The sequence below is a fragment of the Pseudomonas sp. DR 5-09 genome, assembly GCF_001655595.1.
Classification (GTDB): domain Bacteria; phylum Pseudomonadota; class Gammaproteobacteria; order Pseudomonadales; family Pseudomonadaceae; genus Aquipseudomonas; species Aquipseudomonas pharyngis.
This window is the reverse complement of the sequence record NZ_CP011566.1, coordinates 2,552,492-2,564,653: the sequence shown is the minus strand read 5'-3', so window position 1 is coordinate 2,564,653 and position 12,162 is coordinate 2,552,492. Positions and strand designations below refer to the sequence as shown.

10 protein-coding genes are annotated in these 12,162 nt (G+C 58.8%); 6 read left to right on the top strand and 4 right to left on the bottom strand.

Translation table 11 applies throughout. The annotated features are described in order from the left end of the window. The 4 genes from PDR5_RS11515 (at position 1) to PDR5_RS11500 (ending at position 6,390) form a co-directional block, all read left to right on the top strand. Positions 1-672, top strand: coding sequence for a class I SAM-dependent methyltransferase (locus PDR5_RS11515; RefSeq protein WP_064595473.1), 672 nt, complete (start codon positions 1-3; stop codon positions 670-672). Between the two features lie 119 nt (positions 673-791). Continuing rightward, positions 792-1,295 carry a VOC family protein gene (locus PDR5_RS11510; RefSeq protein WP_064595471.1) on the top strand — a complete coding sequence of 168 codons (504 nt, stop codon included), beginning with the start codon at positions 792-794 and terminating at the stop codon, positions 1,293-1,295. Positions 1,296-1,330: 35 nt separating this feature from the next. Further along, on the top strand, positions 1,331-2,164 hold the full coding sequence (locus PDR5_RS11505; RefSeq protein ID WP_064595469.1) for an AraC family transcriptional regulator: 834 nt from the start codon (positions 1,331-1,333) through the stop codon (positions 2,162-2,164). Positions 2,165-2,736: 572 nt separating this feature from the next. Beyond that, positions 2,737-6,390, top strand: a complete 3,654-nt coding sequence (locus PDR5_RS11500; protein ID WP_064595467.1) for a hypothetical protein — start codon at positions 2,737-2,739, stop codon at positions 6,388-6,390. A 1-nt stretch (position 6,391) separates the two neighbouring features. Here the strand turns inward: PDR5_RS11500 and PDR5_RS11495 are convergent, their stop codons facing one another. Then, a complete protein-coding gene (locus PDR5_RS11495; protein ID WP_064595463.1) occupies positions 6,392-7,018 on the bottom strand; it encodes a LysE family translocator in 627 nt (208 codons plus the stop codon). A gap of 141 nt (positions 7,019-7,159) precedes the next feature. On the opposite strand from PDR5_RS11495, the gene PDR5_RS11490 reads away from it, so the two are divergent. Next, complete coding sequence (locus PDR5_RS11490) at positions 7,160-7,915, top strand: type 1 glutamine amidotransferase domain-containing protein (protein ID WP_064595461.1); 756 nt, start codon at positions 7,160-7,162, stop codon at positions 7,913-7,915. Positions 7,916-7,923: 8 nt separating this feature from the next. On the opposite strand, the gene PDR5_RS11485 is transcribed toward PDR5_RS11490, so the two are convergent. Together PDR5_RS11485 and PDR5_RS11480 are read right to left on the bottom strand one after the other, a co-directional pair. Continuing rightward, positions 7,924-10,161 (bottom strand): ATP-binding protein, encoded by a 2,238-nt coding sequence (locus tag PDR5_RS11485; protein ID WP_064595460.1) that lies wholly within the window; start codon positions 10,159-10,161, stop codon positions 7,924-7,926. Beyond that, positions 10,158-10,763: a biliverdin-producing heme oxygenase gene (locus tag PDR5_RS11480; protein ID WP_064595459.1), complete on the bottom strand. Its 606-nt coding sequence runs from the start codon at positions 10,761-10,763 to the stop codon at positions 10,158-10,160. Before PDR5_RS11480 ends, PDR5_RS11485 begins: the two co-directional genes overlap by 4 nt. 275 nt (positions 10,764-11,038) lie before the next feature. Between PDR5_RS11480 and PDR5_RS11475 the strand changes: the two genes are divergently transcribed. After that, entirely contained in the window at positions 11,039-11,659 is a 621-nt protein-coding gene (locus tag PDR5_RS11475) for a LysE family translocator (RefSeq protein WP_064595457.1), read from the top strand. Here the strand turns inward: PDR5_RS11475 and PDR5_RS11470 are convergent. Then, positions 11,656-12,069 carry a VOC family protein gene (locus PDR5_RS11470; protein WP_039770856.1) on the bottom strand — a complete coding sequence of 138 codons (414 nt, stop codon included), beginning with the start codon at positions 12,067-12,069 and terminating at the stop codon, positions 11,656-11,658. The genes PDR5_RS11475 and PDR5_RS11470 overlap by 4 nt on opposite strands. Positions 12,070-12,162: the final 93 nt, after the last annotated feature.

Genomic DNA, 12,162 nt, shown 5'->3' with positions numbered 1-12,162 from the left:
ATGTCCTCGCCTGAATCCACCCTCCTCCAGAGCTGGCAGCACAACGCCCGGGCCTGGACCGAAGCCGTGCGCAGCGGCGCCATCGAGAGTCGCCGGCAGGTGACCGATCAGGCCATGCTGCTGGCGGTGATGGGGCGCCAGCCCGAACGGGTTCTCGATCTGGGATGCGGTGAGGGCTGGCTGTTGCGGGCGCTGGCCGAGCGCGGGGTCGACGCGTTAGGCGTGGACGGTGATCCGACGCTGATCGAGGCCGCGCGCGAGGCAGGATCATCGCCCGCGCAGGTCGCCAGCTACGAAGATTTGGTTGAGGCGAAGGTCGACATTGGCCGCGATTACGACCTGATCTGCGCCAATTTTTCCCTGCTGCATCAGGACATCATTCCGCTGCTCGCGGCGATGCATGCACTGCTCGTGCCGGGCGGTGCGTTGGTGATCCAGACGCTGCATCCGTGGTCGGTGGCTGCCGGTGATTATCAGGACGGCTGGCGGGAAGAAACCTTCGACGGACTCCAGGGCGATTGGCAGCCGATGCCGTGGTATTTCCGCACCTTGTCCAGCTGGCTCAATGCGCTGGACATGGCCGGCCTGCAGTTGACCGGCCTGCGCGAGCCGCAGCATCCGCAAAGCCCGGTGCCGCAGTCGTTGTTGATGATTGCCGAGCGTCGCAGGTAAACCCCTGGAGCCTCGGCTTGATTCGCAGCAACCGACCATTCGGCCCGTTGCGCTGCCAGCCGAACACAGACTGACTACGCTATTAATCCAGCGTGTCCAACCTGCCGAGGATGACTGCCATGCAACGCTTTCAAAAGCTGACGCCGTGCCTGTGGTTCGACGATCAGGCCGAAGCGGCGGCGAAGTTCTACTGCTCGATCTTCGACCACTCGAAAATCACCGCCCTCACCCACTACAGCAAGGTCGGCCAGGAATTCCACGGCCGCCCGGAAGGCTCGGTGATGACCGTCAGTTTCGAACTCGACGGCCAGACCTTCACCGGGCTCAACGGCGGCCCGGTGTTCACGTTCAACGAGGCGATTTCGTTTCAGGTCAATTGCCAGAACCAGGAGGAAGTCGACCATTTCTGGGGCAACCTCAGCGCCGGCGGGCCGGTGCAAGCGCAGCAATGCGGCTGGCTCAAGGACCAGTTCGGCGTGTCGTGGCAGATCGTCCCGGTGGCGTTCATGCACATGATGACCGACCCCGACCAGACCAAGGCCCAACGGGCGATGCAGGCCATGTTCGGGATGAAAAAACTCGACATCGCCGAACTCGAGCGAGCCTTCGCCGGCCAGAGCTAATACACTCGGGCACTGGCCTGCCGAGAACCCCAACAATGAAACACGCTGCCGCCAAAAACTCCGAACAAGCCCCGCGCTTCTGGCGCGACGACGCCCTGCCCTTCATCGAAGCGCGGGCGATCGCCGACGGGCGTGAGGTCTGCTATTCACGACACTCCCACGCGCACTTTTCCATCGGCGCGATCACCGCCGGGCGCAGCACCTATGTGCATGAGCAATCCTCGTTCGAAGTGGCGGCCGGCACCGTGGTGCTGATGAATCCGGGGGACGTGCACGCGTGTAACCCGATCGATGACCAGCCGTGGTCGTATTTGATGTTGTATGTGGAAACGCCGTGGCTGACGGATCTGCAGCATCAGCTGGGGTTCAGTGCGGAACTTGAGTTTCGGCGGTTTGCCGATACCCATTTGAATGACGCCCGCCTGTTTCACGACTTGAATGCGTTGTACGGCGTGCTGGTCGACGAGCAGCAAGACGTGCTGCGTAAACAGAGTGCCGCGGTGGAGTTTTTCAGCGACCTGCAACTGCGCCTGAACCCGATTGAAACTCCGTTGCGCGAACCGAACTTCAAACTCGAACGCGCCGCCGACTTTATCCGCCAGCACTGCACCGTGCTGCTCAGCCTCGACGATATTTGCGCGGCTGCCGAACTGTCACCGTCGTACCTGATCCGTGCTTTCAAACAGCACTTCGGCATGACGCCCCATGCGTTTTTGGTCAACCAGCGCATCCAGTTCGCCCGCGAGCGTCTGCGGCGCGGGCAGTTGATTGCGGATGTGGCGCTAGAGGCGGGGTTTGCCGATCAAGCGCATTTTCAGCGGGCGTTTAAACAGCATTTGGCGGCTACGCCGGGGCAGTATCGGGGTTAACGCAAAAACGGCCCGCATGGCCATTTATCGGATCGTTCCCACGCGGACGGTTCGACGCTCGACGCGCAAACGCTGCGAAACCAAGGGAGATGGCAGCTGTACGCGGGTTTGCAGACCGGCAAACATAGAACCCGCCCCCAAGGCGCACAAGCCGGCGGATTCTGGCGATCGCGTAATAATGGCGCGCGGTGTCGCGGCTTGCCGGAAGCATTCTTAAATACCTTTAAACCGCCCCCTGCAACCCCGGTGTTGCACCACAGCCGATTGCTCCCCCCACCGTTTTTCAGGCCACTTCAAGTATGTATTTAAAGCGACCAACTGACTTTATCCAATCACGCTCATAAATCTACATACCCGGAAAGATATACATATTTATCGCTAACAGCGCTCCAGACCTTTAAAAACAGCCTCTCCCCTCGTTCCCGCCACCGTAAAGAAACACCTTGAACATTAATCCACGCAAACTTTTCCCTTAACTACTTACTCTAAAAACTCGCCACTTCATAAACACGACACTCAACAAGCGACGAATAATTCTATTTATTTCGCCGTTAGAGAATGGATTCCAAATCATGAAGCCAACAGACAACTACGCTTACGACTCCACTAACACACTTCAGAAAAAGACAGTAAGCCGGATAATTACAAACTTTATCGACGACAAATACGCTATTGAACGTCTCGCCTGGGCCTGGAACGAAATTCTTGTCCCCTGCGTGGAAGACAGCGCGCTTGACCAAACTCATCGCAGCGGAAAACTTTCGTTATCCATACTTCTGCGCCACGACGATTTTCTGTTTGTCCGCGCTCGACGCAGCATTCCGGACAACGCAATTTTTCTTCTGGATGAGAATGGGCGACTCTATTTCAGTTACCGAAACCTGGTCTCCGGTAACGACCGGCCCGCTACCACGTTTGTTTCTCCAAAAGAAATCACCATTGATGTCACAGGTCTGGGGGACTTCGATGGCAACCTCAAACTTCTGGCCAAGGTCGCCGCAGCAAGCGGTGGCTGGATCCTTACGGGAGATGAAGTTACCGTCGGTCAATGGTTGCGTTACAACGGATTGCAAGTCCCGGATAACGAACAGGACACTCGCAACTTGCTTGATCTGTTGAATTTTTCGACATTACCCGCCCCTCCGAAACATGGAAACTACTGGACATTACTGGACGCTCCCGAGGACTCGCCATACCAGCTTGAAGGAGACAACCGGGCAATCATTCTTGATCTGATACAGAGTGACACTCTGAATGTTGGAACCCTCGTAAATAGCCTGGGCGAACACTTGCTGATTGACAGCACGCCGGGCAATGGCGCGACAACAAGCAGCAACTATCGCCTGCAACAATTACTCGAAAATGCAGCTTCCCGGCATGGCCAGCGGTACCTTTCCAGGCTCGGTTGGGATACTGAAGAGACCGTAACAAAACAGTCGACTGAACTCTCAGAGCAACTGATGGTTGCCGCGATACTGTTCGACCTCGACCCGACGCTCGATAGCACCAATACCCACTTCGCCGGTTTCGATCTGTATTCCAAACGTTACTTCAAACAGCATCCGACCCAGGTTCGAACGGAACTGGAAGCGCATCTGATCAAGAACCTGCACGTCGCGCCTGCGCTCGCCCCGCTGGTATCGCAAATGATCCTGGCGGGCATGGCGCCGGAATATCTTTTTACCGACTGGCCGTCCAGCCTGCAGATGGGAACTCCGGCCTGGGTGATCGCTACGCAAGCTGTGCATCTGGTGGAAACTCTGACACCCGGTGTCAGCCGCCAATTGACCTATCAGCATCTGATGGGATTCAGCCAGTCGACGAAATCACTCGCGCCACTGGCGGCTTTGCAGGCCGAAGGCTCGGTGGATCCGGTGGTGACCTGGGCCTGGATGAACGAACTTATCAAGCGGGATGCGCAAGGCAACGTCAGCGCAAAAGAGATCGAGCACGCCATACGCGAATACGATCAGTACGTCGACATGATGCTGGAAGCTGCCGAACGATTTTCCAGGCCATTGCCCGACCGTAGACAACTGGCTCTGCAAGAATTGAAGTCACAGGAACGACATTGCGACCCCAATGAACTGCTGGTGAAACATCGCGGCAGTGGCGGTGGTGCCGGCAGGAAAGTATCGGTGCTGGATCTTTACATGGGAGATGAGCTTCACACTCAAGATTGGGACCGAATCAAAGGCACCAGTATCTACAAATCGTTTCCGTCCCTGCCCTTTCTGTTTCCCGTCGCCGAACTTTATGAAACAGAAACATCCCGCAGCTTCAATGCCATTGTCGAAGGCCTGAGACGCAACGCCCAGATCGCCATTTCCAATGTGTTTCTACAGGATTCGGAATTTTTCAAACAAGCTGCAATTGGCGTTTACTGCGTTCAGAAAATCAACTACATACCCGCAAGAACCAACGGACGCGGTGGTGTCAGACCTGCCACCTACACCCCTGGCGAAATTGGGCGTTACGGCGTCATTTTGTGCGCACATCACAACCACACCATCAAATGCTTTGAGTTGTTTCCATTGCGCATGGAGTGTCGCTACAACCCGGATTTGACAAGTTTCTTTTCACCGCTGGTTTCCGGCGGTTTCTTCAATCTCGACAGCCGATTCGCCGATCAACGAGAAATGACAAAAGTTCCTGTCGATCTGAAGGCCTACTTAACGAACGTAGCCCCCTCGGTCGGCCTTAAAAGGAGAATCAACGTACGCAAGATCGGTGTGCTTGCTGCTGCCAGTGTCTACACCGATGACTACGATCCGATTCCCTCTTTCAGCTCTGAACGCATTGTGGCGCTTGCGCGCCTGATCGCCGAAAAGAACCCTTACATCACCGAAAGCGAAATTCACCAACTGGGTCTCAATCAAACCGTACGGGAAAAGGCGATTGAAAAGACCGATGCCATCTTCAACGTGATTCTCAACCTGATCATTCCCTTCAAGGGCTGCGTGGAAGGACTGAGCTCAGGGGATCCAAAAAAACAGAATGGTGCAATTTTCGACTGCATTGTCGATGCCGCCGTACTGGCGATGACCGTTTTCACTGCGCCTGTGGCGATCGCTGCCGCCGCCAGCAAAGCTGCGGCCATCGCCGGCAAACTGCTGTCCGCTTCGCGGGTTCTGGCAAAGACGGCCCTCAGCCTGTTCAATCCGTTATCGGGTTTGCCGCAACTGCTCAAGGCGGGTGGCAAACTGATCGGACGAGGGCTGACGAAACTGAGCGGCCATACGCTCTCACTGGCACATCAAGCCAAGCAGCAACTCAGGTTTCTGACCGGTGCCAACAGCTACGACCTGATCAAAGCCATTGAGCACACCGGCTCGGCTACCCAACTTCGAACGTCGCTGGATACCGTCGCTCACGCTCGAGCACTGTTCAAAAATGATCTCATAGAGGATGCGCATCAGGTTCTGCAGAAACTGCATGCAAACGACGCAAAACGATTGAGCAAGATTCCCGAGTCGGAGCTCGCGCACCTGTTGGAAAAGACATTGGGCGACATTGCGCGCCAGTCCGACGCGGCCCAGTCGTTGAAGAAAGTGCTGGATCCACAAGTGGTCGAAAGTCTGATCAGGCAACAGGCGAAAAAATATACGCTGGCTAATCTCCACCAGTTCAGCAATCACAAGACACTGCCCGAGTTGTTCGAAACGACGTTGACCATTGAATACAAAAACCTGCAGTTCATGCACAACCACCAGCGCACACTGCTGACCACGGATTTGGGCAAGGCGCCATTCGACAGCCTACTGGATGAACTGAAGTTCAATCCCGCTGGACTGACCGATAACACAGATCGCGCCGCGGCCTGGATTGTTCACGCATCCAGTTCTCGTAACGACGTCGATCGTGTGAAGGACCTTCTGCTCGAATTCAGCCGTAACAACAAGCCACTGAACGATCCGGCGGTATACGCCGAGCTGCACAAACGCATTGCTCCCAAGGATGCCGGCGGCTTGCGCAGTCCAACAGGGGAGGCACGCTATCCTTCCAATGTTTCAGGCGCAGCGTTGCTGGAACAACACGCCAAGGCTCTGGATCCTGCGGGTGAACATTTTTCCAGGCAGATGCTGGGAGCGATGCTCGGTTATCACAGCTTTGTCGATGGCAACGGGCGCACGGCGCGAGCGGTGTATGCGATTGCGGAGCTGCGCAAAAATCGCTTTCATCCTTTAGGTAAAGCGGCTGAAGACGCCCTGAGCGGACTGAACTGATTCAACCTGCAAATACCCGTGGGAGTGATTCCCACGGGGCTTGAGGCGCCAGCAGGTAAATCGCACTCACCGCCAGCAGCGATGCCATCACCCGGTTGAACAAGCGCATCCCCGCCGGATTCCCTAGATAACCGCGCAAGAAAGTCCCGGCATATGCCCAACACCCCACCGACAGATAACAGATCACCAGATACACCGCCGCAAACTGCCACACCAGCCGCGCTTCGCCGTCAGCGACAAACGCGCCCATCCCCGCCACGCAGGCCAGCCAGGCCTTGGGGTTGAGCCATTGCATCACTGCGCCATAGAGCATTGATGGCGCACGTTTCGATTCGCCTGCACTCAACTGGCCGTCATCGGTGGCCAGTTTCCAGGCCATGAACAGCAGAAACGCCACCCCGGCCAGTTGCACCACGCGGGTCAACGACGGCCACAGTTCCAGCACTTCATGCAATCCCAGCCCCATCAACACCAGCAGCAACACAAACCCCAGCGTCGCCCCGGCCACATGCCGTTGGCTGGCGCGGAAACCGAATTGCGCCCCCGAACTCAATGCCACGATGTTCACCGGCCCCGGAGTAATGGACGCGGCCAGGGCAAACGCCGCCATCGATACAATCAGACTCATCGCACACCTGCTTCAAATCGAGGAACAAGGCGCTCACGGTAGCCGACGCACAGCAGGCGGTATTGAAGGAAATTACCCCCGCACGCGCAGAACCACTACGCTCTGGCTATGCGACCACTTTGACAAGGAAGTCTGCCCGCGATGATTCTGATTCTGTTGCCCTCTGCCGATTACGACCCGACCGAAAGCAGCGTGCCGTGGCAGGCGATGCGCAATGCGGGCATCGAAGTACGTTTTGCCACGCCGCAAGGCTTGCCTGCCCACGCCGATCCACGGTTGGTGAATATCGGCTTCGGCCTGTTGAGCCCGATGCTGATGACGCGCAAGGCCGATCTGGACAGTTACACGCAGATGATCGAGTCCGAAGCGTTCAAGCAGCCGCTGGCGTATGCCGATGTCGATACGAGCCAATTTGAGGGCCTGCTGATTCCCGGCGGCCACGCCAAAGGGATGCGCACGCTGCTGGAATCGACGCAGGCTCAGCAGATCGCCCTGCAATTTTTCAAGGCCGAAAAACCCGTGGCGGCGGTGTGCCACGGCGTGCTGTTGCTGGCCCGGACGCTCGACCCCGATACCGGGCGGTCGGTGTTGTTCGGGCGCAAAGTGACGGCATTGCTCGCGGCAACCATGGAGTTGCCGGCGTGGCTGATGACGGCTGCCTGGCTGGGGCGCTACTACCGCACCTACAAGCAGACCGTCGAGGCGGAAGTGAAAACCGCGCTGGCCAGCAAAGCCGACTTCAAACGCGGGCCGCTGATCGCCAAGCGCGATTGTGCACAGAAACTGCAATCAGGATTTGTGGTGCGCGACGGCCAACTGCTGACGGCGCGCTGGCCCGGCGACTGCCATCGATTCGCCGCCGAGTGGGTGGCCATGTTGCAGCCACCCGAGCGCTGATCCGCGTTTCAGTCCAGACGTGGCACGGTGAAGCGGAATTCGCTGCCCTGCCCCGGCTCACTCTCGGCAACGATCTGCCCGCCATGGGCCTCGACGATGCCCTGCGTGATGTACAGACCCAGCCCAGTGCCGGTCGGATTGCCTTCCTTCACCGTCCAGTAACGGTCGAATACGTGCGGCAAGTGATCCTTGGGAATGCCTTCGCCGCTGTCGCGCACCGTGAAGACGATGTCATCACCGACCGATTTGGCATACACGTCGACCGTGCCCAGGCGCGGAGTGAACTTGATCGCGTTGCCGACCAGATTCGACAGCACCTGAAACAACCGCTCGGGGTCGGCATGGATGCTCAGGTCGGGATCGGCCTCGAACGAGATGCTGATGTCCTTGTCCAGCGCCAGCGGCGCGAGCAGCGATTGCGCCTCTTCGAACATCTGCGCGACATCGAGTTTCTGCGGCGCGATGGTGTAGCGGCCGGCGTCGATTTTCGAGGTGTCGAGCAAGTCTTCCAGCAGCGTGTTCATGCGTCCGGCGGCTTGTTGCATGGTGTCGATGGCGGTGGAGATGCGCCGCGAGGTGTGCGGCCCGTCGGAGCTGAAAGCCTTCTGCATCATGCCGCACAGCATCGAGATCACGGTCATCGGGTTGCGCAGGTCGTGGGACACCACCGCCACCAGCTCATCACGGGCACGCACCGCTTCCTGCTCGCGGCGCACCTGACGGGCCAGATCATTTTCCAGCGCCGAGCGACGCAAGTCGTTGGCGGCGAACAGATCGCCGTGACTCCACTTGGTGGAAATCCCGGCCATCTCGACCTTCCAGATTTCGAACGAAGTACGCGGCCGCAGACGAAGGCCGGCGTCAGAGTTTTCCAGGTCCAGCGGCTTGCGCGGATCACCACTCCAGTTGATGTTCTCTTTGACTTCGGGCCGGAACCACAGCACGCCGTTGTCCACCGGTTTGGGCAGGCTCATGGCGAGCACACCGCTGGCGACCTGCTGATAGTGCGCGGCCGGCGGATAGACGCTGGCCAGGTGATGACTGGCAAACACCGGCTCGCCACGCTCCTGCAACCATTTGTGCAGGGCGCGAATCTCTTCCGGCTCCGGGCAGTTGCCGTAACGGTGCAATTGCTTGTCTTCGATAATCGCGATGCCGCCGGCATTGGCCAGCGCCATCAGGACTTGTGGCTGGTTGGCCAAACCATCGAATACGTTCTGTGGCGAATCGATCATCGCCTGATTAAGCAACGCCAACGCTTCGACTTTTTCTTCCCGTTGACGGCTGACTTCCAGCGCTTCCATCGCGCTGATCTGCAACGACAGCACCTGGCCGATGGTCTGGCACGCGGTACGCAATTCATGCGGTACATGCAGCGGCTGGCGATTGCCGCAACTGATCAGGCCCCAGAGCTTGTCGCCCTTGAGCAGGGAAATGCTCATCGAGGACAGCACACCCATGTTTTTCATGTACTGGCAGTGGATCGGCGACACGCTGCGCAGTGTCGCAAAGCTCAGGTCCAGCGGGGTCTGGGTGTCCGGGCGCAACTTGGGCACCAGCGGCACCGGTTGGTAGTCGGCATTCGGGATGATCCGTAGCCAGTTGGTGCGGTACAGCTCCCGGGCCTGCTCGGGGATGTCGGAGGCCGGGAAAAACAGACCGTTAAAGACTTCCATCGACGGATCGGACGCTTCGGCGATGACCTGACCGTGGCCCTCTTCTTCGAAGCGATAGATCAGCACCCGGTCGTAACCGGTCATGGCCTGGATTTCCTTGACGCTGATGTCGTACAGCACCTGCAGGCTCTGGGCCTTTTGCAGGCGCGCGAGCATCCGCCCCAGATGGGTTTCGGTGCCGGCGACGTTGCGCGGCTGGAAGTTTTCGACGTGGATTTCCAGCTCCAGAATCAGCACATCCTGATGCCGGTGCACCAAGCCTTCGAACGCGGTGCCGTTGAGGCGAAAGTGCAGCGGCGGCGCATCGGACAGGGCCGGTTGCTGCAAGGCCTGGCGAACCTGTGCGGCATGGGCATCGCCGATCAGGCTTTGCAGGGGCTGGCCGATCAGCTCTTGCGCCGGGCGTGCGAGCAGGGTCTCGACGTTGGCGCTGATCTGAATGATCGAAAGGTCCGGCTCGCTCAGGGTCAGCAGCAAACCGTGCGGCTGGATTGCGCCGGGAAAGCGGATCGGCTCGTCGGCACAGTTGGCCAGCAACTCTTCAAAAGCTTCTTTGTCTTGCGGGTTCATACCAGAACCTCCTGGCTTTCGAGCCACTGCTCGAAACAGCTGAATGTAGTGTGGGCGGCCGCCACGACGACTTCACGCTCGTCGGCGTCCATCGGGCGACTGCCCAGGTATTCGATGAAATCGCGCCAGCGCCGGCCGGTGGCAGCGCCGTAGATGTCCAGAAACGCTGCGCCGTTGTCCGCGCCGAGATTCAACCGCGTGGCGATCTCCCGGCGCAGGATCTGTCCGCCAAGGGTTGCGCCTTCCAGCACGTACAGCACGCCAAGGCAGGCGGCGGCGGAGTCGATGGCGGGCAACTGGCGGCAGAGCGAAAACTCTCCGCCGCTTGCGCCCAGCGCCTGCAGATCGCGTTGCAGGGTCGGGGTCTTGAGGCGCGAAACCAGATCGAAATCGGCGGGGATCTCGCCGCTGTCCTGCAATACGCTTTCCAGTGGCTGATAGAAGCCGTAATAGGCGCGCATCAGTCGCTCGAAAGCCTGAAGATCAAGGGTATCGGAGAAGAAAGGAAGGCGTTTTTCCAGAGCAATGTGCAGTTCGGCCGTGCCGGCGCGCAGATCCTGCAACACCGGTGGTACATGAACCTCGCGGGCCTTTGCTTGCATGTAGTCGCTCGTACAGTGGGCCGCCTGGGGCCATGGGGGAATGGAGAAGCATGGCGCGAAAGCTTACACGGCAATTGGCCTTTCTGACCCGCCAGATGATTTTTTTCTGGCGGATTCATCACCCTGTGACGGTTTCAGAGTTGACGAGAGCGCAGAAAGTTCGAACGGATTGACGCCCGTCCATCGCTGTACTGCGACTCTGCCGCCTGACTGTACGGTTCAGGCCCCCACGCCCGCGTGATAAAAATACCGCTCCCGTCACCGGAGCCCGCACCATGGATCTTGCCACCCTCTCCCTGTTCCTGCCCGCCTGTTTTGCCCTGAACATGGCGCCGGGGCCGAACAACCTGCTGTCGGTCAGCAATGCCACCCGCTACGGCTATCGTCGCGCCTGCGTGGCCGGGATCGGGCGGTTACTGGCGTTCGCCGGGATGATCGCCCTCGCGGCGGCGGGGCTGGCGGTGGTGCTGCAAACGTCGGAACTGTTGTTCTATGGAATCAAGATTGTCGGCGCGGGGTATCTGCTGTATCTGGCTTGGCAGCTGTGGCGGGCCAATCCTGCCGCCGAAGACGCGGTTACTGCGCCGGCAAACGGGCTTCTGGCCCTGGCGCGTCAGGAGTTTTTAGTGGCGGCAGGCAATCCCAAGGCAATTCTTATATTCACTGCTTTTCTGCCGCAATTCGTCGACCCGACCCGCGCCATCACCCCGCAGTTCATGCTGCTGGGCGTGCTGTTCCTGCTGCTGGAATGGATCGCCATCAGCGCTTACGCCTACATGGGCCTGCACATGCGCCGCTGGTTCGCCGAGCCGCGCGGCAAACGGATCTTCAACCGTTGCTGCGCCGGGCTGCTGTCGGCGGCGGCTTCGGTATTGTTAATGGCCAAGCGCGCCTAAGCTTCGGAAGGGCCTTTGAGTTCGACCTGATTGCCGTCCGGATCGAAGCAGTACAGCGACAGGCCGTAGCCCTCGGCGCCAAAACGGGTGGCGGCTTTTTCGACGGTCAGGCCGCAGGCTTGCAAATGACTGACCAGCGCCGCTTCATCGAACGGCTCGATGCGCAGGCAGAAGTGATCGACGTTGCGCCGTTCGCTGCCGGCAGCGGCGCCGCCCTTGCGGCCGATTTCCCCGTCGAGGTCGACCAGATCGATCATCGACGTACCGGCGCGCAGGTGCACCAGACCGAACTTTTCATTGCGCTTGACCACTTCGGCACCGAAAACCCGGTCGTAGAAATCAATGCTGCGTTGCAGATCCGCAACGCGCAGCACGATGTGATCGATGTGTTGAATCGTGAACGGTGGCATACCTTCATTTCCCGAGTTGTAGCGACCCGATCACTGTAGTGCAGCGGCCCGAAAATTCACTGTCGATTTTTCGGTGGAGCCATCGAATAACTG